20 protein-coding genes are annotated in these 21,685 nt (G+C 59.8%); 18 read left to right on the forward strand and 2 right to left on the reverse strand.

From position 1 onward, the window contains the following. Window positions 1–2 precede the first annotated feature (2 nt). Genes IVB27_RS32785 through IVB27_RS32820 form a run of 8 tightly spaced genes read left to right on the forward strand, consistent with a single transcriptional unit; the run spans window position 3 to window position 15,098 of the window. Window positions 3–623 (forward strand): phage connector family protein, encoded by a 621-nt coding sequence (locus IVB27_RS32785; RefSeq protein ID WP_247446917.1) that lies wholly within the window; start codon window positions 3–5, stop codon window positions 621–623. Further along, window positions 624–3,359 (forward strand): phage tail protein, encoded by a 2,736-nt coding sequence (locus IVB27_RS32790; protein ID WP_247446918.1) that lies wholly within the window; start codon window positions 624–626, stop codon window positions 3,357–3,359. Further along, a complete protein-coding gene (locus IVB27_RS32795; RefSeq protein WP_345946952.1) occupies window positions 3,337–3,714 on the forward strand; it encodes a GNAT family N-acetyltransferase in 378 nt (125 codons plus the stop codon). Before IVB27_RS32790 ends, IVB27_RS32795 begins: the two co-directional genes overlap by 23 nt. Further along, window positions 3,715–4,302, forward strand: coding sequence for a hypothetical protein (locus tag IVB27_RS32800; protein ID WP_247446920.1), 588 nt, complete (start codon window positions 3,715–3,717; stop codon window positions 4,300–4,302). After that, window positions 4,302–6,395 carry a lysozyme family protein gene (locus IVB27_RS32805; RefSeq protein ID WP_247446921.1) on the forward strand — a complete coding sequence of 698 codons (2,094 nt, stop codon included), beginning with the start codon at window positions 4,302–4,304 and terminating at the stop codon, window positions 6,393–6,395. Before IVB27_RS32800 ends, IVB27_RS32805 begins: the two co-directional genes overlap by 1 nt. Further along, a complete protein-coding gene (locus IVB27_RS32810) occupies window positions 6,395–11,032 on the forward strand; it encodes a hypothetical protein (protein ID WP_247446923.1) in 4,638 nt (1,545 codons plus the stop codon). Before IVB27_RS32805 ends, IVB27_RS32810 begins: the two co-directional genes overlap by 1 nt. Then, window positions 11,029–13,257, forward strand: a complete 2,229-nt coding sequence (locus IVB27_RS32815; protein WP_247446924.1) for a right-handed parallel beta-helix repeat-containing protein — start codon at window positions 11,029–11,031, stop codon at window positions 13,255–13,257. Before IVB27_RS32810 ends, IVB27_RS32815 begins: the two co-directional genes overlap by 4 nt. Beyond that, window positions 13,254–15,098 (forward strand): phage tail protein, encoded by a 1,845-nt coding sequence (locus IVB27_RS32820; protein WP_247446926.1) that lies wholly within the window; start codon window positions 13,254–13,256, stop codon window positions 15,096–15,098. The genes IVB27_RS32815 and IVB27_RS32820 overlap by 4 nt, the downstream gene beginning before the upstream one ends. On the opposite strand, the gene IVB27_RS32825 is transcribed toward IVB27_RS32820, so the two are convergent. Then, entirely contained in the window at window positions 15,095–16,468 is a 1,374-nt protein-coding gene (locus tag IVB27_RS32825; RefSeq protein ID WP_247446927.1) for a DUF6056 family protein, read from the reverse strand. The genes IVB27_RS32820 and IVB27_RS32825 overlap by 4 nt on opposite strands. A gap of 131 nt (window positions 16,469–16,599) precedes the next feature. Continuing rightward, entirely contained in the window at window positions 16,600–16,731 is a 132-nt protein-coding gene (locus tag IVB27_RS43040; protein ID WP_256468479.1) for a hypothetical protein, read from the reverse strand. Between the two features lie 36 nt (window positions 16,732–16,767). On the opposite strand from IVB27_RS43040, the gene IVB27_RS32830 reads away from it, so the two are divergent. The 10 genes from IVB27_RS32830 (at window position 16,768) to IVB27_RS32875 (ending at window position 21,682) form a co-directional block, all read left to right on the forward strand. Then, complete coding sequence (locus IVB27_RS32830) at window positions 16,768–17,343, forward strand: lysozyme (protein WP_247446928.1); 576 nt, start codon at window positions 16,768–16,770, stop codon at window positions 17,341–17,343. Next, window positions 17,343–17,498, forward strand: a complete 156-nt coding sequence (locus IVB27_RS32835) for a hypothetical protein (protein WP_247446929.1) — start codon at window positions 17,343–17,345, stop codon at window positions 17,496–17,498. Before IVB27_RS32830 ends, IVB27_RS32835 begins: the two co-directional genes overlap by 1 nt. Next, window positions 17,499–17,891, forward strand: a complete 393-nt coding sequence (locus IVB27_RS32840; RefSeq protein ID WP_247446930.1) for a hypothetical protein — start codon at window positions 17,499–17,501, stop codon at window positions 17,889–17,891. Between the two features lie 178 nt (window positions 17,892–18,069). Further along, a complete protein-coding gene (locus IVB27_RS32845) occupies window positions 18,070–18,249 on the forward strand; it encodes a hypothetical protein (RefSeq protein ID WP_247446932.1) in 180 nt (59 codons plus the stop codon). A 112-nt stretch (window positions 18,250–18,361) separates the two neighbouring features. Further along, entirely contained in the window at window positions 18,362–18,568 is a 207-nt protein-coding gene (locus IVB27_RS32850) for a hypothetical protein (RefSeq protein WP_247446933.1), read from the forward strand. A 1-nt stretch (window position 18,569) separates the two neighbouring features. After that, window positions 18,570–19,316, forward strand: coding sequence for a ribonuclease H-like domain-containing protein (locus IVB27_RS32855; protein WP_247446934.1), 747 nt, complete (start codon window positions 18,570–18,572; stop codon window positions 19,314–19,316). Continuing rightward, on the forward strand, window positions 19,313–19,516 hold the full coding sequence (locus tag IVB27_RS32860; RefSeq protein ID WP_247446935.1) for a hypothetical protein: 204 nt from the start codon (window positions 19,313–19,315) through the stop codon (window positions 19,514–19,516). The genes IVB27_RS32855 and IVB27_RS32860 overlap by 4 nt, the downstream gene beginning before the upstream one ends. 68 nt (window positions 19,517–19,584) lie before the next feature. Further along, window positions 19,585–19,935 (forward strand): DUF4406 domain-containing protein, encoded by a 351-nt coding sequence (locus tag IVB27_RS32865; RefSeq protein ID WP_247446936.1) that lies wholly within the window; start codon window positions 19,585–19,587, stop codon window positions 19,933–19,935. After that, a complete protein-coding gene (locus tag IVB27_RS32870; RefSeq protein ID WP_247446937.1) occupies window positions 19,932–20,303 on the forward strand; it encodes a dATP/dGTP diphosphohydrolase domain-containing protein in 372 nt (123 codons plus the stop codon). Before IVB27_RS32865 ends, IVB27_RS32870 begins: the two co-directional genes overlap by 4 nt. Window positions 20,304–20,557: 254 nt before the next feature. Further along, complete coding sequence (locus IVB27_RS32875; protein ID WP_247446938.1) at window positions 20,558–21,682, forward strand: MotB domain-containing protein; 1,125 nt, start codon at window positions 20,558–20,560, stop codon at window positions 21,680–21,682. Window positions 21,683–21,685: the final 3 nt, after the last annotated feature.

Below are 21,685 nucleotides of genomic sequence, written 5' to 3' on the forward strand. Positions count from 1 at the left end.
AGATGGCGGCGAAACTCGCGCTTTATAATTCGGCTCTCCTTGTATTAGGTGAGCGCAAATTGGCTTCGTTGGCTGAAGCCCGCGAGCCGCGCCGTGCGCTTGATGACGCCTATGATGACGCTGTTGCCTATTGTCTCGAAGCCGGCTTCTGGAATTTCTCGATGCGGGCGATCCAGGCTGACAGCTCGGCCAGCGTCACGCCGACGTTTGGCTATACCTATGCCTTCACCAAGCCGTCCGATTTCGTGCGTCTGTATTCTTATGGGTCAACAGAGACGTTCGATCCGCCTTTGCTGACGGTCGTTGACGAGCCGAACTATTGGTATGCGAACGTCGATCCGATCTATGTCAAGTACGTCTCGAACGATACGGCCTATGGCATGGATCTGTCGCTGTGGTCGGAGTCGTTCTCCGAGTACGTGTCATTGCGGCTTGCGGTCAAAACATGCAAGCGGATTACGGGCGCGTTCCCCAACGATGACCTGAAGAAGGACGAAAAGCGGGCGCTCGCCATCGCGCGTTCCAAGGACGCAATGGACGAGCCGGTCGGCTTTCCTCCGCGCGGGACATGGGCAACTTCCCGTCTTGGCGGGCGTGACCGAAACACGGGCAATACCCGCTAAATGGGCAAGCAGAATGCGCCACTTCTCGCGTTCAACCGTGGCGAGGTTTCCCGTTACGCTTTAGGCCGCGTCGATGTGGAGCGGATGCGGCTGTCTGCCGAGGAGCAGATCAATTGGGCGCCGTGGGTTCTCGGCCCCATGATGTTGCGCCCTGGTTTGCAGCACGTCGGCGGCATCAATGACGATCTGACAAGCCGGCTGGTCCCGTTCATCTTCTCGAATACGGACCTCGCGCTGATTGAACTGACGGACTCGGTCATGCGGGTCTGGACCGTTGCGTCCGACGTGGAAACGCTGGTCACGCGGGCATCGGTCAGCACGGCTGTTATCAACGGGGATTTCTCCAGTAGCGTAAGCTGGACGCTCAGCACGTCGGGCGCTGGGTCATCCGCGACGATATCGGGCGGCAAGCTCGATGTGTCGATGCCGACCAGTGGCGGCACGGCGCAGGCCAAGCAAACGGTTGCTGTCGCAGGCGCTGACCAGAACGTCAGGCAGGCGTTCCGCATTGTGGTCGATACCGGCCCGGTCCTGTTCAAGGCCGGCTCTACATCTGGCGGCGCTGACTATATCGCCCAGACGACGCTTGAGACCGGCACACATTCGCTGTCGTTCGTTCCGATCGGGGCTTCTGTCTTTATCCAGCTTGAGACGACTTCCGCACAAATCAAGACAGTCGATTCGATCACGATCGAGGCCGCTGGTGCGATGGAAATCCCGACGAGTTGGGATGCGGACGATCTGCCCTACATCAGGTTCACGCAGTCTGGCGATATCATTTATGTTGGCTGCAAAGGCCAGCAACAGCGTCAGATCGAGCGCCGCGGCGTTTATTCGTGGTCGGTCGTCCTGTACAAGTCGAATGACGGGCCGTTCCAGAACGGCAATTCAACTGACATAACGCTCTCTCCTGGTTCGCTCTCGGGCAACACGACGGTTACGGCCAGCCGAGCTTACTTCCAGTCGAGCCACGTTGGCTGCCTCTTCCGGTTGTTCTCGACGGGGCAGTCCACAAACGACTCGATCGCGGCGGCGAATACCTTTGGCTCCACCATTCGTGTGGCCGGCGTTGGCGCCGACCGGACGTTCAACTATGCCCTGACCGGGACGTGGTCCGGCATTGTGACGCTGCAACGCTCGATCGATTCCGAGACGAGCGGATTTATCGATGTGCTGACATACACGATAAATCAGTCTGCGCCTTACGATGACGGGCTCGACAACACGATCGCATGGTATCGGCTCGGCTTCAAGACGGCGCAATACACCAGCGGAACTGCTGTTCTCAGCCTGACCTATACTGGCGGCGGCGCTGCCGGCATCGGCCGAGTTACGGGCTACACTTCGCCGACCTCAGTCGAGATGGAAGTTCTCTCGGCGTTTTCGAGTGCTAATCCAACTGCCGACTGGTCTGAGGGAGATTGGTCTGATTTGTCCGGGTGGCCGTCGTGCGTGGCCTTCCATGATGGGCGGCTATGGTGGGCAGGGCGGGACAAAATCTGGGGCTCGGTCTCGGATTCCTATACCAGCTTCGATGCTGATACGGCCGGCGACGCAGGGCCGATCAATCGTTCGGTCGGGTTTGGTCCGATCGACACCATCAACTGGATGCTGCCGCTCGGGCGGCTTATCGTCGGCCGGCAAGGTGCGGAAACTTCGGTTCGCTCCGGCTCGTTCGACCAACCCTTGACGCCTACGAACTTCACTCTGAAGGATTGCTCGACGCAGGGCTCGGCTCCGGTCAGCGCGGTCAAGATCGACACCCGCGGCGTGTTCGTGCAGCAGTCCAATCGCCGTGTGTTCGAACTGGCCTTTTCGGTCGATAGTCAGGACTACAATGCGCACGATCTGACGAGGCTCAACCCGGATATCGGTTCGGAAGGCTTTGTCGATCTCGATGTGCAGCGGCAGCCTGATACGCAACTGCATTTCATTCGTGGAGATGGACAGGTCGCGACGCTGCTTCATGACGCCGAAGATCAGGTTGAGGCCTGGTGGCGGATTGAAACTGACGGCGAGGTTGAGTCCGTGGCGATCCTTCCGGGATCACTGGAAAACCGCGTCTACTACTCGATCAAGCGTACCATCAACGGCTCAACAAAACGCTTCCTGGAGAAGCTGGCGCGGCGCGATCAGTGTACCGGGCTGCCTGAGGCGCGATGCGCTGACAGTCACGTCTATTACACTGGCGCTGCGGTTACGGCCATTTCCGGCCTCGATCATCTTGAGGGTGAAGAGGTCGTTGTCTGGGGCTGGAATACTTCGTCTCCGTTTACCGTGACGATGCCTGACGGGTCTACGGCCACGACGGGCCGGGATCTGGGGACGTTCACGGTGACGGCAGGCGCCATTTCCGGGGTCGGCTCAGCGGTGACGGATGCCATTGTTGGCCTCGGCTATAGCGCGACGTTTAAGTCCGCGAAGCTCGCCTACGGTGCGCAGCTCGGGTCTGCGCTGAACCAGACCAAGAAGGTAGACAAGATCGGGCTGGTGCTCGCGAACACTCACGCCCAAGGCCTCGAATACGGCCAGTCGTTCACGACGATGGACAATATGCCGATGGTCGAGGAGGGCGCCGAGGTTGACGCCAACGCTGTCTGGGCTGACTTCGACGGCATGATGATTACGGTTCCTGGAGAATGGGATACGGATTCGCGGCTGTGCCTGCGGGCGACGGCTCCGCGTCCTTGCATGGTGCTGGCGGCGGTTGTCGGTGTCTCGACAAACGAGGATTAGACCCGCGACGCGGGCCGATATCGATCAAATGATCAACGAACCGCTGCCCTGGAGAGTCCGGGCATGGGCGGTTGAACATGATGGCGAGTTGCTTGGCATTGGTGGTTTTGCCTACCAGCCGAACGATACGATCGCCGCCTTTGTGCTGAAGAAGCCGGGCGCTGAGAAATACGCTGTCTCCCTTCACAGGGCCGGATTGGTTGCGATGCAGGAGGCGAAACGCCTTGGTTATCGTCGGATTGTTGCACTTGCTGAAGAAACTAATGAAGCCGCGGAACGCTGGCTTGCACGATTGGGATTCAAAGAAGTGATGGTTGACGGCGATAAAGCATGGGTTTGGGAGGCTTCCAACTAGATGTGGAAGGCCTATGACCATTTCCGCGGCAGAGTAGCTGTCCACGATCCCGTCACGATGACGGTTGCGACGGTTGCGGGCGGTGCGCTGTCTGCCGCCGGCACGATCATGGGCGGCAATGCTGCTGCGTCGGCCGGGAAGTCGCAGCAGGACGCTGCCTATTTCAAGGCGGCGCAGGAAGAACAAGCGGCGCAGGAATCGCGGGCTTCCTCGCAGCGGACGGCTTTGGAGAAAGGCCGTCAGGAAACCTTGCTGCAATCGTCGCTTCTCGCCAACGCGGCGGCGGGCGGTGGTGGTGCGGCTGACCCGACCGTTGTTGGTCTGTCTCAGGACATCGCGGGACGTGGAGAATATCAATCGCTGATGGACATGTACACGGGCGAGAACCGGGCGCGCGGTCTGGAAGATCAGGCTATGGGCTCGCGGATGGGTGGCGATGCCGCGCTTGCTGAAGGCAAGGCAAAGCAGAACGCTTCCTATCTCTCTGCGGCGGGCACGCTGATCGGCTCGGCGGGGTCGGCTTACAAAACCTATAAGACGCCTGGCCTGCGCGATTCTCGTTCGCTAGATCAGATCGCTTACGGCTGATGGCTAAACTCCCCGATGATACTGCGCTCGGCGGTTCTCCTTCGGCCAGTTCTGGCCGGCCGATCGCGACCTATGACGTTACTGGCTATGCGCGAGGTGCTGCGGCGATTGGCGCTGGCGCCTCCGATATCGGCAAGGGCGTGCAGTCTGCCAGCAAGGACATCGCTTTTGTCCAGGCGCAGGAAAATAGCCAGACGGACGCCCTCGACGAGGCCCGTGCCAACTCCAATTATCTGATCAAAACCAAGACCCTCCGCGACGAGATTTCGACAGCGACTGACCCGGCCGACCTCGAAAAGACCTATGCGCCGAAGTTTCAGGCGGCATACGATGAATCTGTCGGCATGATCTCGAACCCGCGCAAGCGGGAGCTGTGGAGCCTGAAGACAGCGCCTGACCTGACGGGGCAGAACCTCGCGGTCGGCGACAAGGTCTATGACCTTCAGAAGACGCAGACGATCGCGTCCACGAACGATCAACTGGACCAGATCAGGCAAGCTGCGCTCAAGACGCAAGACCCTGAGGAGCGCGGCAAGTTCATTTCGGCCGGGCATCAGTTGCTGGGCGGGTTGAAAGATGCCGGCTATATCGACGCGGTGACTGAGCAGAAGTACCGCAAGAAGTGGACCGAGGATTACGCGGTAAGCGCAATCCAGATGATGCCGCCGGAAGATCGGGTCAAGACGTTGAGCCCGGTCGTGCAGGGCAAGGATGCCGTCCTTGATCGCATTGGTCAGGTTGAGAACGCCACGGGCAACCCGGCGGCGCGTTCTTCTACGTCATCCGCTATGGGCAACTTTCAGTTCACGCGCGGGACGTGGCTGGATATGGTGCAGAACCATCGCCCTGATCTATTGCAGGGTCGGAGCGAGAAGGAAATTCTAGACCTTCGAGCCGACCCGAAAGTCTCTCGCGAGATGGCGGGCTATCTGCTCGACGACAACGCGGCGGTGCTGCGCAATCAGGGTATTTCTCCGACGCCGACGAATCTTTACCTGGCGCACTTCCTTGGCGTGAACGATGCGGCCAAGGTCTTGAGGGCTCCTCCTGGTACGCCGATCTCGGATGTGGTGACGCCGGCCTCGATCGTCGCGAACAAGTCGGTTCTTGAAGGCAAGACAACGGACACGGTCGTCGATTGGTCCGGCCGGAAGATGGCGGGTTCGCAGCGCGGTAAGGGCGGTCTCGTGGACTTCATCCCCGAGGATAAGGCCTATGACATGCTGCATACGGCGCGTCAGGAGGTCGAGGGCGGCTCGATCGAGCAGCAACGTCAGATCAAGTTGCAAGCCGAACAAGTCAAGGCGCAGTCCGAAGTTCGCGAAAACGAAGTCTTGCAGGATCTGTACAGTCCTCAGCCCAAGATGAGCGTGCAGAGCATCGCAGTCGACCCGCATCTGACGCCGGCCGCAAAGGAGCGGATGATTTCGGCGGCTGGTCGGGCACTTGGCGACACGAAGGCAGACAAGACCTACGGCAAGGGTTTCTTCGACGCGTACCAGAAGGTCCATGCGCCCGAAGGAATGCCCGGCAAGATCACGGACCCGTCTGAGCTCTACAGCCGCGTTGGCCCGGATGGCGATTTGACGGTTGCCGGGGTCGATAAGCTGGTGAGCGAAATCAACTCGCGTAAGACGCCTGAGGGCGTTGCAGAAGGCGAGATGAAAAAGCAGTTCCTGAAGAACGCCAAGTCCGAGATCAGCGGCGCGGACGAAGGGCTACATATCCCCGACCCTAAGGGCGAAAACCTATACCTCCGGTGGCTGGCTCAAGCGTTGCCTGCCTACGAGGAAGGAAAGAAGGCCGGCAAGACGCCGGTACAGCTTTTGAACCCGGATAGCCCTGACTACATCGGCAAATCCATCAGCGGCTTTAGGCGGCCCATGAGCGAGTGGTTCAACGATGTTGTGCGCGACCAGCCAGCGGCAGCTCAGGCGCCGACGTTTGATGCGACGAAGGTCCAAACGCTGAATGAATTGGTCGCGGCCTATCGCGGCGGCAAGGTCTCCAAGACGGTTGCCGATCAACTGGCGATTGATAAGGGCTGGGCTGCGCCGAGGCCGGCCACTCTTGCCGTTCCGGTGAGCCAGTAATGGCCGGCTTGCAGAACGTAGACGAGCTATTCCCGGCTCAGCCGCAAGGCGTGGACGAGTTATTCCCCGCGGACGTGGAGCGGGAGCGCTATCGTCGGCAGACGCTGGGCACCTCGCCGATCCAGGATATGATCTTCGGCGACACGTCGGTTAACCCGGTTGCGCGCGTTCTCGACCATTTCGGGCAGGGCGCAAAGCAGGGCTGGGGCGCTGAGCCCGGCGGGCTGTCCCAAGAGTCCACGGACGCCATGAAGAAGGCCGGCATCTTCAACGATTACGACAAGGGCCAGCGTTCGATCATCAAGGCGATGAACGAAAGCCTGTTTCGTGGCGCCGCGACCCTGGTTGTCGATCCGATCATGCGTGGTCTCCCTGCTGCCTTCCGGGGCGTGCAGGAGGCGATTGCGCAGACTGGCGAGGAAGTGGGCCAGCCCAAGCTTGGCCGTGAGGCTGCGGGCGCGCTGGAAGCGTTCCCTGCGGGCTTCAGGCAGCCCACGGGCGTTCCTCATGCGCCGCCGCATCCGATGCTGGCCGAGATCGAGCGCGCCCGTGACATGGGCGTGATTGGCGCTGGGGAAGCTGGATGGAAGGGGACCGCGGAAGTACCGGCTCCGACGATCAAGGAACAGGCCGCCGCGGTGAAGCCTGAGGTATTGGAATCCGGCAAGCCGGTGGAGGGTGAACCTGCTCGACCGCTTGCTGAGCCTGTGCCTGCTGATGTTGCTCCTGCTGCTGTGGCTGAAACGCCGATTGCCGGGGCGGCGGAGGCCGTGGGTGCGCCGATCACTGCCGAACATCCGATTGCCCAAGACGTTGCGCGCAAGCTCACGTTTGCTGGCAGGCCGGCTGAGGAGGCTTCTGCGTCCGGTCAGGTGATTGCCTCGCACTATGAAGCCCGCGCTGCTCGGTTCGGCGGCGAGTTGGGCACGGCAGAGGAATTGTATAAGGCCGAAGGGGCTGCAATCCGTGGGCCGAACGGTGAGGCGCCTGCGCCTGTTGTGCCGCCCAGGCCCAAGATTGTCATGCCGGGCGAGGGGGCGACTCCTGAGCGCGCCAATCAATCCCTCCTCGACTTCCTTGCTCGCGAAGGCGGGCTGAAGCCGACCGAAGACCTGAAGCAGATGTTCGGGGGCGAGAACCCGACCATTCCCGGCGCCGGCCGCCTGTTCCGCAAGGACGGGATGAGCATGGACGAGGCGCTGACCAAGGCGAAGGAAAACTCCTTCATCCTCGACCCGAACGATATCCAGCATGCGCCGGGCGCGGCAAACCGCGGAGAGTTGACCAAATCCGTCAACGATCTTCAGGACATGATCTCCGAAGAGGCGGGCGGGAATAAGCAGTACCGCAACACGCGATCGGCTGAGCCTGCCAAGATCAACAAGGACGAGGAATACAAGCATATCGCCGACAAGCTGGCGGATGAGATCGAGGCCAGCGGCGGGAGCGCCGCCGACATCGACCCAGTGACTGAGCGTCGCGTTGTCGAGATGATCCAGAAGGGCGAGGCGCCTGACGTGCTGTCCGCGTATGAGCGGGCGGTGATGGAAGACGAATATAACCAAATCAAGCGCGGCAAGATCCGGTTCTCGGAAGACGGCAAGGCCGTCATAACCCTGTTCAAGGACGCCAATTCCTCGACCTTCATCCACGAAACCGGCCATCACTGGCTGGAAGAGCTAATGAAGGACTCGCAGCACGAGAAGGCGCCGGCTTCCATCCGGGCCGATGCCGATAGCGTGCTGAAGTGGCTTGGCGTCGATACCCCGTTTGATATCAAGGTCCGCCACCATGAGCAGTTCGCCCGCGGGTTCGAGCGATACATGATGGAAGGCAAGGCGCCGACACAGGGCCTCGCCCGCGTGTTCGAGGCCTTCAAGAACTGGCTGACCAAGATTTACCAGACGGTGGACCGTCTCAAGTCCCCGATCAATGATGAAATCCGGGGCGTGTTCGACCGCCTGGTTGCGCTCAAGCCCGAACAGGTCAAGATCGAGCCGGAAGGCGCCAAGTCGTTCGCCGATATTCATGAGGCGGACGCGCTGAGCGCGACGCCGGAAACTGCCCATCCCGTGGCGGAGACAATCCGTGCCGAACGTGATAGGCTCGCCGCGGATCAGATCCCTGAGGAACACGATGCCCGACTCGAAGGAGTTGCGTCAAAAGCTGAACGACGCGAAGCGGGAGGTCCGCAACCTGTCCGTGATGGCAATGAAGCCGCACGACCCCAAGAAGCTGGAAACGATCAAGCATCTGGAGCGGTCGGCGAGGGCGGAAGTGTCGCTCCGGCAGAAGGCGCTCGACCATCAGCTCAGTCTCGAACAGAAGTCCCGGTAAGCTCTCAGGAGCCGTTCAAGACCGAAAGCCCGTTGGTTGATAAGGCCGGCAACATCCGGCTGGACAACCTCTCGACGCCGGAGGACGTGTCCCAGGTTATCCGGGATGCTGCGGTAGCCAATAACGACTTCATCGACGCTCGCCGCGGCGTGGTTACTGACGGGCAGGTTCTGGAGCTTGCCGACGCGCTCGGCATGGACGAAGGCCAGTTGAACCGGCGCAAGCTGGGCGAGGCCTTCAACGCCGAACAAATCATGGCGGCTCGTAAGCTCCTGATCCAGTCGGCCACGACCGTCCGCGATGCCATGGTGAAGGCGGCCACGGGCTCGGAAGCCGAGATCATGGCCTATGCCGAGGCCAAGCAGCGCCATCGAATGATCCAGGAGCAGGTTTCCGGCCTCACGGCAGAGGCTGGGCGCGCTCTCAGGGCCTTCCGCAAGCTTGAGGGCCAACAGGAAGCCAAGCAGCTAGACGCCTTCCTGAAGGACGCCACGGGCAAGACCCTGTTCCAGTTGCAGCGCGAGGCTCAACTCGGGATGCAGTTGGACACGCCGGCCCAAGTTTCCAAGTTCGTCAACGACACCTCGAAGCCAAGCCTGAAGGACATGGTCATCGAGGCGTGGATGTCGGCGCTTCTGTCCGGTCCCAAGACCCACCTTGCCAACGTCATGGGCAACACGATCTCAGGCCTCTGGCGACCGCTGGAAACTTTAACGGCGTCCGGTATCGGTAAGGCTCGGAGCCTCGTCACGGGATCGAAGGACCGCGTTCTGCCCGGTGAAGCCGCGGCTGAACTGTTCGGCATGGTGCAGGGCTCCCGTGAGGGCGTTGTTGCGGCCTACAAAGCCTTCAAGACGGGCGAGGGGCAGTTAACCACGACCCGGCAGGCAGAGCAGTACAATCCGCGTGCTCTACCTTCGGCCACGGTCAATCTGTTCGGCAAAGACCGCCAGATCGGCGGCGAGCAGGCGCGTATCCCGCTCCGGATGTTGACGGCAGAGGACGAGTTCTTCAAGTCGGTCGCATATCGCGGCGACATCAACCGTCAAGCCTATGCGATCGCGGCCCAGGAAGGCCTTCCGGCTGAGCAGACGCATGTTCGCATTGCTGAGCTGTCGGCCAACCCGACCGAGGAGATGATTGCCAACGCGAAGAGGGTCGCGGAGTACCAGACCTTTCAGACCCCGCTCGGCAACGTCGGCCGTTCGGTTCAAAACTTCTCGAACAGCCACATTCTGGCAAAGCTTGTCGTCCCGTTCGTGCGGACGCCGATCAACCTGCTGAAGTATGCCGGCGAGCGTTCGCCTCTCGGTGTTTTCTCTCGCGAGGTCCGCGATAATTTGGCCGGCAAGAATGGCGCGGTTGCTCGGGATACCCAGATCGCCCGCATCACGCTCGGGACCATGGTTGGCGTTGCCGCGCTTGAGATGGCATCGCAGGGCTTGATCACAGGTGGTGGCCCGGCTGATCCCAAGCAGAAGGCGATCATGCGCGCCAACGGCTGGCAGGACTACAGCGTCAAAATCGGCGATATGTACTATCGTTATAATCGCCTCGATCCCTTCAGCATCATTCTCGGGACCGTGGCTGACGCCTATGAAATCAACCAGGCTTCCGGCGCCAAGGACACGGAAAAGCAGCACCTGATGGCGCTGATCTTCGGCGCTGTCAGCAAGAATATCCTTGAACGCGCATCGCTCAAAGGCCCATCCGACCTGATCCAGGCCGTGACCGACCCGGAGCGCTACGGCAAGAGCTACATCAAGAGCCTGTCGGGCACGATCGTTCCTTCGATCTCGGCTCAGACGGCACAAGCGATGGACCCGATTATCCGCGATGCGCGAACCGTTGTTGACGGTCTCAAGGCACGCATTCCCGGCCTGTCGCAAACCCTGATGCCCAAGCGCGACATTTGGGGCGAGCCGATGGTTCGCGAAGGCGGTCTCGGTCCTGATCTTCTGAGCCCTATCGTTGAAAGTCGGCTGAAGAACGATCCGGTGAACAAGGCACTGCTTTCCGCCGGCTACTATCCCGGCAAGATGGATCGCAAAATCCGCGGCGTCGAGCTGACCGACCAGCAATATGACGACTACCAGCGGATTGCCGGGCGCACGGCCAAGGTGCGGCTGAATGCGATTGTCTCGATGCCTGGCTTCGAGCAGATGCCGGAATCGACCCGCAAGGAATTGATGACCAACACCATCCAGCAATCGCGCGAGATGGCCCGGTCCCTGATCATGATGCAGAACCCCGAGATCATGAAAAAGGCCAACGACGCAAAGCGAGCGAACCTCCATTGACCATTATCGATAGACGTTACTCCGTGGCCGAAGGGACCGCGGTCAAGGCTCCATGCCTTGTCGCGACCACGGCCAACATCACGTTGTCCGGTCTTCAGTTGATCGATGGCGTGACGGTTGCGGAAAATGATCGCGTTCTGGTGTGGCAGCAGACCACGGGCACGGAAAACGGCATCTATGCTGCATCGTCCGGCAACTGGCTGCGCACCAAGGACTTCGACGGCGCTTACGACATCGTTCATGGAACGCGCGTGTTCGTCACGGGCGGGTCAACGCTGGCTGGAAACGAATACTACATCTCGACCTCCGACCCGATCACCATCGGTTCATCTTCAATTGCCTTCACGCAAATGCCTGCTTCCGGGATTGCCGCGAGCGTAGCGGCTGCGGCTGCGTCCGCTTCCGATGCCGCGACCTCGGCAAGCTCCGCTACCGCGTCCGCGGCGTCGGCAGCGATCTCGGCAGCCTCGTTTCTGCTCTCCCTGCCGTTCGCCCACGGCATTGTCGGCGATGGCACGACGGATGACCGTGCCGCGATCCAGGCGACGATTGACGCGGTTGCTGCGGCAGGCGGCGGTTACGTTCATGCTGCCGCGGGCAAGACCTATCGTGTAGTTATCGATTCCGGCGTGACCGATCTCGGGCTGATCATCAAGTCCAACGTCACGCTGATCATGAACGGCGCCACGATCAATCTTGAATGCACGGGCTCTGTTTACGGTATTCGTTTGCAAAGCTATGCCCACATCCTCGGCCCCGGCACGATCAAGACGACGGTTTCGGCTTCTCCCGGCTCTCAGAGTGTCTGGCATGCGCCGGTCAGCCTCGGTGCTGCCTATGGCGAGGTGACGAGCGTTGGTTCGCTGGGCAATTATATCAACGCAACACGCTGGAGCGTTCGCAATGTCAAGTTGGATAACCTCCGCTCGGGTGGTTGCTGCATTGCTGGCATTGGCGGCTTCTCGCATGGCGTCATCGAGGACATCGAATATCCCGATAGCTCGGCAATCATCGGCTGTGTCAACTTCGATTGGGGCACGGTCGGGTCGATCAATTCGGCGGACGTTGCTGCATCGCGCATACTTTACGACCTGGGGACGGCTTACACGGTGCACCCCAACAACATCGATGTGCGCCGCCTGAAAATCGGCGACATGACCAATGCGTCATCCTGCCCGATCCGACTTTCCGGCGTTCACGCCATTCGCGTTGACGGGTTCGAGATTGCAGGCAGCAAGGCTTACGGCGTCTTCCACACGGCGGGGGATCTCGGTTATGAGTTCGCCATCGACAACAACGCGAGGCGACAGAGGCACCGCGGTATCGTTGTCAAAAATGGTTCGATCCTGAACGCCAACAATGGTCAGGCGATCTATTGCGATGCTTACGCGGACAACATCGCGCTCGCTGTTGCGGGCGGATATTCTCCGTATCTCGCCGCGGAGAACACGACCGATATCGTGTTTGAGAACATCAGGTCTCTCGGCAGCATTACAGCGGCTGCCGGGGACGGCGTGACGGCCCGATATCTTGAAGGCGGCACGTTCCGTAGCTGCTACATGGTCGGGCATCAGCGCGGCATTGTCTGCGCTGAGTCCTCAAAGCGGGTGCTGATCACGGGTGGCGAGATCAATCTTTGCTATCAGGAAGGCATTTATATCGGCGCCGGAACCGTCCCAGAAGAAATTACGGTTGAGGGCGTGTGGTGCTATTCGAACTGCGTCGGTTCAACATCCGCCGGCATCTATGTCCAGGCCGGGTTGCGGCACACGGTAACACGATGCCGCCTTGGCGGTGTTGGTGAAAGTTTCCAATCCTACGGTGTTCAGGTTGATGCAGGCTGCGCCGACGTAGAGGTGACGTTCAACCATGTCATCGGCCACAAGGCTCCTGGTGCTGGCTATTTGATGGGTACGGCAACGGCTTACGGCTGTGTGCGGTTGTGCACTGGCAACACTGTCAACACGACCTATACGGGGACGCCATATTCCGGCCTGAACATCATCATCCATAGTTACCGCCTGAATTCGGGCGGCGTCGCCACGAAAGAATGCCTGGCCGCTCGGTCAACCCTTACCGGCGATACGACGCCAACCGGCGGGACGTGGACGGCTGGCGATCGCATCGTTTTTTCCAATCCTGTCGCGGGCGGGAAAGAGGCCACGATCTGCACCAATGGCGGCGCTCCTGGAACGTGGAAGCAATACGGGGCGATTAATCCATGAGCATTATTGACCGCCGCGGCATCACGGTTGACGCCGAAATCTCGACGGCGACTACCACCGATCCGAATGCCAACCTAGCAATCAAGACGCCGTGCCGCGCTGCGACCACGGCGAACATCACGCTCAATGGGTTGCAGACGTTTGATGGTGTTTCGCTTGTTGCGGGTGATCGTGTTCTCGTCAAGGATCAGTCTGACACGACGCAGAACGGCATTTACAATGTGTCGTCTGGCAACTGGACGCGGACGACGGATGCCGATGGGAACACGGAAGTTGTCCGCGGCACTGTCGTAAGCATCACGGACGGCACAGCTAGTTCCAACAAGCAATATATCTGCACAGCAACCAACCCGATCGCCCCCGGAACATCGTCGATTTCGTTTGCAATCGCAGCGCTTGGCGCCGAATTATCGGCCATCGCCGCGCTGACCAGCGCAGCAGACCGGTTGCCTTATTTCACCGGCAACGGAACGGCGGCTCTTGCTACGTTCACAAGTTTCGCACGCACGCTTGTGGATGACGCCGATCAAGCTGCAATGCGGACCACACTGGGCCTGACGCCCGGCACGGATGTGCAGGCTTATGACGCTGATCTGGCGGCGCTGGCTGCCAACGCGACGACTGGCATCTGGAGCATCACTGGAAGCGGGACCGGTGCCTGCCGAGAGATCATCGCCCCTGCGGCCGGCATCAGCATCTCTCACGGTGATGGTGTTGCTGGTGATCCAACGCTGGCACTCGCTAATGATCTTGCTGCCGTCGAGGCGCTGAGTTCTACCGGCATTGCCCGTCGTACTGGATCTGACGCTTGGTCGGTCGGCACGGCGGTAGCCAATTCCGAATTTGCGACGATGGCGGCCTATACGTTCAAGGGAAACAATAGCAGCGGATCGGCAACGCCAACAGATGTCGATATCGCCGCCCTGACGACCAAGGGCAGTCCAGCGGCTGGCGATTACGTCATGATTTCCGATCAGGCGGCCAGTGGTGCTTGGAAGAAGGCAACCATTTCCTCGGTCGGCTCGGCCGGGTCCGTGTCATCGATCGCCGGTAATACTGGCGTGTTCACGATAAGTCACGGCCTGACCAACTCCACCAACGATCTACGGTTGGATGTCGCTGTCTTCAGGGACTATCTGGCCGGTCTGACGCTTTCGACGGCCGGCTCAAGCGCGACCTTCAGCGTTGCCGATGGCGTCGCGGTCGATAGCACCAATACCGATTTCATGAAACTCTCGGCGATCTCCAAGACGACGAGTGCGTGGGCGGTTGGCACCGGAAACGGCGGAATCGATACGGGAGCGGTTGCGAACAGCACCTGGTATCATGTGTTCGTCATCAAGCGAACGGACACCAACGTCGTCGATGTTTTGTTTTCTCTGACAACGACGCCGACCATGCCGACGAGCTATACGCTCTATCGCCGGATCGGCTCGATGAAAACGAACGGCTCGGCGCAATGGACGTTGTTTAACCAGAATGGCGATGAGTTCTTGTGGGCAGTCCCGACGCAGGATGTGACGAGTTCCGTTGGAACCACGGCTGACACGCCGACGCTTACGGTCCCGACCGGCGTTCAGGTAAGGGCGATCATCTTCGGGCTTGGCGTCAATGCCGCGTCCGGTACGACCTGGGCGATTACCTGCCCGGATCAGACGGATACATTGCCGGCAACTTCGTTTTTCACCGGGATTGTCGGAGCCAACAACCAGAACGTTACCTATTCTCAGGTCGTCCGAACCAACACTTCTGCTCAAGTGCGCCGCCGCGCCAGCGCTGCATCGACGACGATCTATATCAATACACATGGATGGCTAGACCGCCGCGGGCGAGATAGCTAGCGCATGATGACTGATTTCTTCCTATAGTAGGCAGCCACGCAATCGTTTGGAAGACGTGACGGGTCGGCTGTTAGATCCTCTTGCATGAGGAGCGAGGGGCGGGCGGTTCGGGCTGGAACGGTGATGTCGCCTCTCTGAGAGAGACTGATAGTTGCGTGTCGCTGGACGCTTTCAAGCCAGAAAGTGGCAAAGCTGCTGCGTTCGGTTCGGTAAAGCGTCATAGCTCTGGAGTTGACCAGAGGTAGGCAGAGCAGGGCGCAAATGAGTATGCCGACGCCGCGCACGTTGGAAGGACGCGCCGGCAGGAACTGAGCTGCAAAGCGAGAGACCGCCATGGTTGCGAATGTCAGGCTCATGACGATGAAGACTTCAGTCTCATTTCGCGCGCGCTGGGCCAGCATCTCTCCTGTCGCATAATAGGCCACGAACCAAGTGACGAAGCTACACGCCAGAAAGAGCGTTGGCACCCCCACTGAGATCAGGAGAACCTTGCGCGCGTCGATCGGCTTGGGCTCGATGACGAAGATCGAGGCGGAGCCAAGCAGCGCAAGCCACGAGATTACGGTCGGTTGCTGAAGCAGGAGGCTCCAGTCGTAAGCGTACCAGCTTGAGGCGCCATCGATTGCCGTCCAGATCCTGCCGCCGGCTGGATATTGCGACATGCGAACGAGGTTGCCGGGCGCCGCGAGAACGATAAGGAAGCCGGCCAACGTGCAGCCGGCGAGAACGATGTGAGATCGGATCTGCCTGAAGCTGCGGAGGGCGAAGGAAGCCGCTATCGCAGCCACAAACCAGACCGTTGTGAACTCGTTGCAGGTGGCGGCGAGAAAGCACAGAGCACCGAGAACTGCAACCGATCTCCTTGAAAGCGGAGCGTCACCGATTGCTGTCGTAATCAGGTAGGTGAAGACGACCATGAAGATGGCGGCCGGAACCAAGTAGCAGGCAACGCCGGGCAGCCAAAGGAACATCTCGCGGAAGCTGATGGCGTTGACCGCAATCGTGGCAGTGAGAGTGATTCCGAGGAAGAAGACCAGCGCTGCCGAGGCAGACGACCAAAGCCGTGCGCAGACCCATAGTCCTGCGGCGATGAAGCTGAACAGGAATGTCAGCATCACCATGGGGTAGGTGATGAACATGTCAAGCGGACGCGCAATCATCGCGGGCAGGCACATGAGCACCATCGGAAGAACCCGGCCGATGGCGGTTTTGTAGAAGACGGCGACCGTACCAAGTAGCCCGTCGTCGGCGTAGTGATACGAGAAACAGAAGTCGTCAGTCTCGGGCGATGCGTAAAGGGCGAGAGCCGCAAGTCGCAGGATGATGAACAGCGGGAACAGCGACGCCACCATGAACAGTGCGTCGTGCAAACGTCTCTCGCTCACCAGATTCCGCCCTGTTCTTCGAGGCCAGTAATGGCTTTCTCCTCATCCTTGGTGAGGGGAGCCGGCCTGAAGAAGTGCCTGAGTATGTTGATTAGCTTTGTGAACATCTGAACCGCCTACCGCGGCAATAAAACGGCGACCACAATGATGGCGCACACCCAAAACAGAGCCAGCCGCTTGGCCGTGAGAATTTGCCGCTCGGTCGGCTCCGGTTCGTCGGGGTCTGGCGGTGTTTCCATGGACGACATTCCAGCCTTCTAGCATCTCAACCCAAAGGCGACAAGATGAAGACCTCGCACAAAGTGGCGGGTGGCAGCGCGGCTGTCATCGCCGCTGCCATCACCTTTACGCCGGGTTGGGAGGGAATGGACCTTACCGCCAAGAAGGACATGATCGGAACGGGGCACCCCGTGACCTACTGCATCGGCCAAACCGACGAGTTCGGCAAGGTCAAGGTCGGGCAGAAGTTCACTCCAGCGCAATGCGACGAACTTCTTGCCAAGAGCCTGCCGAAATATCTCACGCCGCTTCAGAAGTGCGTCAAGCGAGAGATCCCCGTCAAGTCGATGGCTGCGCTTTTGGACGCCGCCTACAACGCCGGGGCCGGCGCTGTCTGCTCCTCGCCGATGGTCAAGAAGATCAACGCGGGCGACCTCAAGGGCGCCTGTAACGCCTTCGCTGGTTGGTACGTCCGATCGGATGGCGTCGTGCGGCGCGGGCTGGTTGCTCGACGTGGCGGCGACTCTCGCAAGGGCGAAAAACAGTTCTGCCTCGAAGGTCTCACGGAGGGCATCGCCAAGCCGTCTCTGTGGGACAAGTTCAAGCTCATCTTCATTTCAATCTGGAAGGGAATTTTCTGATGTTCGCCATGATCGATGTCATCTGGTTTCTCGCTGGTGGTGCTGCTGTCTGGTTCGGCCGTGAGCCGATCACCCGCTGGTACAAAGGCGCGGAAGATTATTGGGGCGCGCTGAAGAACAAGGCCGAAGCTGCGTTGAACGCGGCCAAGAAGTAAATGTGGACCTGGCTGGCCTCTTTCCTTGGCGGCCCCGTCATCAAGGGGCTCATCGACGCCTACAAGGCCAAGCTGGAAGCCGGCAGCAACCAGGACACGCTTGCTGCTGATCTCGCCGGCAAAGACCTTGAGCTCCAAGCCAAGGAACGAGAACTCAACGTCAAACAGAACCAAGCGGATGAGGGCCGGTGGTGGACTGCCGCGCCGCGCGCCATCGTCTGCTGGTCGTTCGCAATCTACGTCGCAAAAGTCGTGGTGTGGGACATGGTTCTGCACTTCGGGACGACGCTTCCGCTCAAAGGCGACATCGCCGCGTGGGGCGGATCGGTCATGGTTATGTGGTTCGGGGGCCGCACCATTGAAAAAGTGGCCCGCATCTGGAGACCTCGATGAAAATTCTAACCGCGGCGGCGGTCGTTCTGTTGCTCGGGGGCTGCGCAACAATGCAGCAACCCAAACCATCAACCCCGAAAGTTGCAAAGGCTAAATACGCTGAGCCATGCCCGTGCAGCGCAAATCAGGTGGTGAAAAAGCGTTGGTATGACGGCTTCCGGGTCCGGTGGACGCACTGATGACAAACGGAGAATTTGTGACAGACACCGGCGCCGTTGCTGCCATTGCAAGTCCGTGGTGGCTCCCGGCACTTCATTCCGTCTCCGACGTTGCCGCACTGGCCCTGCCGATAATGGGCGTGGTCTGGCTCTCGGTGCAGATCATCGTCAAAATCTATCAGGCTAATCAGCGCAAATGATGGACGAACTCAAAGAGCTGTTCCGGGAGCTGAAGAACCCGGCGCTGTTGGTTGCTCTCGGAGCAATGGTTGTTCTGATCCTGCTCCTCTGCAACGTCAGGATCAGCCCTCAATGATCCAGATCATCGCCGTCCTGTGCAGCCTGTCGTCCCCGGCAGAATGTCACGAGCAAACCGTCACCACGTCAGACTTCGGTGACATCAGCATGACCTCGTGTCTGATGGGCGCTCCGCAACTCGCCGAATGGATGAAGGAGCATCCGGGCCAACGTCTGGCCGGGTGGAAGTGCGTCATCGGAACTCCATCAAAGGGAATCTGACTTGAGCGCCAAGCTCCTGTTCGTTGATATCGAGACCGCACCGATTTTAATGACCTCATGGTCGCAGCGACCACCATATGCCGGCGCCGTCTACGTAGTGCGCGACACCTATATCCTGATGTTTAGCTACAAGTGGGACCATGAACGGACGGTCAAGACGGTATGCCTTCCTGACTTTCCTCGTTACAAGCGCCATCGACACGACGATAAAGATCTATGCGGTGTGCTGCATAATCTCATGGATGAAGCCGATATTATTTGCGCGCATAACGGCGATGCTTTCGACATCAAGAAAATCAACTCGCGCCTCATCACCAACGGGTTCAAGCCGCCGAGCCCATTCAAGACAATCGACACCCTGAAGATCGCACGCCGCGCCTTCAAATTCGACAGCAACAAGCTCGACAACATCGGCCGCTATCTCAACGAGGGCCGCAAGATCCCGAACACTGGCGCCTCCCTTTGGCGCGGCTGCGTAGAGGACGGCGACCCGGCATCTTGGCGAACGATGCGGAGGTATTGCAAGCAGGATACGGAATTGCTTGCCGGCGTGTACGAGCGGCTGAAGCCATGGATGCCGAACCATCCGAACATGAACCTCTACAAGGCGTACCAGGATAAGCCGGGCTGCCCGACGTGCACCAGCACGAACACGCAGCGGCGAGGGATCACGGTCAAGCTGTCCTCGAAATACTACCGGCACCAATGCCGCGATTGTGGAAGCTGGTTCTCGGGGATGAAGGTATGAGTAAGAAGCCCGACTACTACCAGGTCAGTCACGGGGAATGGATCACGGTCCCGAAGCGGGGCTACAAAGAGCAATGCTGCGATTGCGGCTTAGTACACATGATGAATTTCAAGGTGGATGAGAAGGGACGCATTCACATCCAGACGTTTCGAGATCATCGCGCAACAGGCGGCGCGCGGACGAGATTTCGCGAAGAATAACCCTATTTTTATAGGCGTTTAGCGCGATTCATGCTAGAGTGATTTGCAATTCAACAGAGGGGATTTTTATGAAAATCTACGTTGCTGGACCGATGCGAGGGATACCGGAATTTAACTTTCCAGCATTCAACGCTGCCGCCGACAAGCTCCGTGCGGAAGGACACCTCGTCTTCAACCCCGCCGAGAAAGACAACGAGCGGCACGGAACGGACATCTCGAAGGGCAACGCGAACGGTTGCGAGGAAACCGCTGCGAAGGAGCACGGCTTCAATCTGCGTGAGGCGTTGGGGGTCGATCTCGGCTGGATTTGTGCTGAGGGCGAAGCGGTCGCTCTGCTGCCCGGCTGGGAGAATAGCAAAGGCGCGAAAGCGGAGAAGGCCGCCGCCGACGCGCTGGGGCTGGAGATTATCATCCTGTGAGCCGTCCAGAACTCATTCAAGGACACAAAGACGACAAAGGGAAAGACCCTTGGTCGCTCGCCCCGTTCGATGCCTTCAGCGCCATCGTCAAGGTACTGAAGTTCGGCGCCGAGAAGTATGCGCCGCGCAATTGGGAAAAGGGGATGCTTTGGTCGCGTCCCTTCGATGCTCTCATGCGCCATTTGACGGCGTGGTGGGAGGGCGAGAAGTGTGACTCCGACACTGGTTATAGCCATCTCTGGCACGCCGGCTGCTGCATCGTCTTTCTGATCGCTTACGAAATCAGGGGCATCGGACAAGACGACAGACCCGCCACGATTGAACAAGAACGCAAAGACAAGAGCTGGGCCGACGCGGCCAACAGCTAACCCACCCCAACACCTGACCTGACGAGCCGCCTTTAGGGGCGGCTTTTTGCTGCTTGGAGAACGCATGGCTTTTGGAAAACTAGGCGCTATGGGCCGGGGGTTCGGCCACCTCGGTGACCTTGGGACAGTGGGGGCGAGCGCAGGAATGCCGCCTGCGCCACCCGGCTACCACTGGGATTTCGTCACCTACAACGGACAACAGGTCACGTCGAATGGCGTGAATGTCGTCGCACTCGTTTCGAACTGAGGGCAATATGAGCATCGATATCAAAGCAATTCCGGCTGCTTTCGCGGCCACCACACCCATCACGCAGAATTTCCAATGGTCGGCATCGAACACGACGGCCGCGCCCGCTGCTTCAACTGGGCTCTCTCAGCCGCCGGCGGACTCGACCGTCAATGTCACGGCGGGCTCCGGTGTCTCGAACCTGCTCGCTCAAATCCAGGCGACGACTGACACCACGCTTGCGAGCGGCTGGACGACGATTGCAACGGTCAGCCTCACGGCGCCAGGTTCGGCGTCCCAGGTGATCTCGATTCCCTATTACGGTCTGCGTGTTAATGTCGTCGCCCTGACCGGCGGGAATGCGTCTGCAACCCTCGTTGAGGGGCAGGCCCCGGTCGCCGCAAGCAGCGGAACCGTGGTGAGCAACCCGACGCTTACCGGCGTTCCGCAGCAGGCTTCGAGTCTCGCGTCGCAATGGGGTCTTCCCGTCATATTGCCGTCGTCTGGATCGATCGGCAACAACGGAGCGCTCACAGGCATCACGGCGCTGCCGACGACAGAAGCAAACTGCTGGATGTACTTTCCGGCCAACGCGATCGTCACCGGATCTGCGGCCGGCGTCTATTTCGTGCAGATGTCGAGCACCACGGCGGGGACGATCTTCAACAATGTCCTGACGTCAGGTGCACCCTACATCCCGGCATCGCCAACTCCTTTCGTTACTACAGGCCCAGGCGCGTATACGCAGATCACGACGAGCGCCCCTCTTGTAACCATCCCTATCCTGGGCGGCGCCATGGGGGCGAACGGTGCAATCCGCCACAAGGCAGCGTGGCTCACTCCGAACAATGCCAACGCCAAGCAGACACAGGTCACGTTCGGCGGGTCCGCTGCGGCGACCTACAGTCCTGCAAGCCAACTCTGGCTTGGCGTCGAAAGAACGCTACGCAACAGGGGCGTGACGAACGCACAGGTCGTCATGGCCGCCTCGACCAGCTTCCCTACGGATGTGGCAGCCGCCAGTTCCGCGGCAACTTTCCTCGCGATCAACACCGCCAACACTCAGAATCTTGTGTTTAACGGTCAGATCGGGACAGCAACCGACTACATGGTTTTGGCGGGCGCAACCGTCGAAGTAATTCCGGCTGCGTAAGGG

The sequence above is a fragment of the Bradyrhizobium sp. 197 genome (assembly GCF_023073375.1).
Taxonomy (GTDB): domain Bacteria; phylum Pseudomonadota; class Alphaproteobacteria; order Rhizobiales; family Xanthobacteraceae; genus Bradyrhizobium.

Excerpts from the sequence above, each read along its gene's own strand:
- IVB27_RS32860 (WP_247446935.1), top strand. The coding sequence starts at position 19,313 with ATGAGTAAGAAGCCCGACTACTACCAGGTCAGTCACGGGGAATGGATC.
- IVB27_RS32875 (WP_247446938.1), top strand. The coding sequence starts at position 20,558 with ATGAGCATCGATATCAAAGCAATTCCGGCTGCTTTCGCGGCCACCACA.
- IVB27_RS32805 (WP_247446921.1), top strand. The coding sequence starts at position 4,302 with ATGGCTAAACTCCCCGATGATACTGCGCTCGGCGGTTCTCCTTCGGCC.
- IVB27_RS32850 (WP_247446933.1), top strand. The coding sequence starts at position 18,362 with ATGATCCAGATCATCGCCGTCCTGTGCAGCCTGTCGTCCCCGGCAGAA.
- IVB27_RS32835 (WP_247446929.1), top strand. The coding sequence starts at position 17,343 with ATGTTCGCCATGATCGATGTCATCTGGTTTCTCGCTGGTGGTGCTGCT.
- IVB27_RS32800 (WP_247446920.1), top strand. The coding sequence starts at position 3,715 with ATGTGGAAGGCCTATGACCATTTCCGCGGCAGAGTAGCTGTCCACGAT.
- IVB27_RS32810 (WP_247446923.1), top strand. The coding sequence starts at position 6,395 with ATGGCCGGCTTGCAGAACGTAGACGAGCTATTCCCGGCTCAGCCGCAA.
- IVB27_RS32785 (WP_247446917.1), top strand. The coding sequence starts at position 3 with ATGGCGGCGAAACTCGCGCTTTATAATTCGGCTCTCCTTGTATTAGGT.
- IVB27_RS32830 (WP_247446928.1), top strand. The coding sequence starts at position 16,768 with ATGAAGACCTCGCACAAAGTGGCGGGTGGCAGCGCGGCTGTCATCGCC.
- IVB27_RS32865 (WP_247446936.1), top strand. The coding sequence starts at position 19,585 with ATGAAAATCTACGTTGCTGGACCGATGCGAGGGATACCGGAATTTAAC.
- IVB27_RS32790 (WP_247446918.1), top strand. The coding sequence starts at position 624 with ATGGGCAAGCAGAATGCGCCACTTCTCGCGTTCAACCGTGGCGAGGTT.
- IVB27_RS32845 (WP_247446932.1), top strand. The coding sequence starts at position 18,070 with ATGACAAACGGAGAATTTGTGACAGACACCGGCGCCGTTGCTGCCATT.
- IVB27_RS32820 (WP_247446926.1), top strand. The coding sequence starts at position 13,254 with ATGAGCATTATTGACCGCCGCGGCATCACGGTTGACGCCGAAATCTCG.
- IVB27_RS32840 (WP_247446930.1), top strand. The coding sequence starts at position 17,499 with ATGTGGACCTGGCTGGCCTCTTTCCTTGGCGGCCCCGTCATCAAGGGG.
- IVB27_RS43040 (WP_256468479.1), bottom strand. The coding sequence starts at position 16,731 with ATGTCGTCCATGGAAACACCGCCAGACCCCGACGAACCGGAGCCGACC.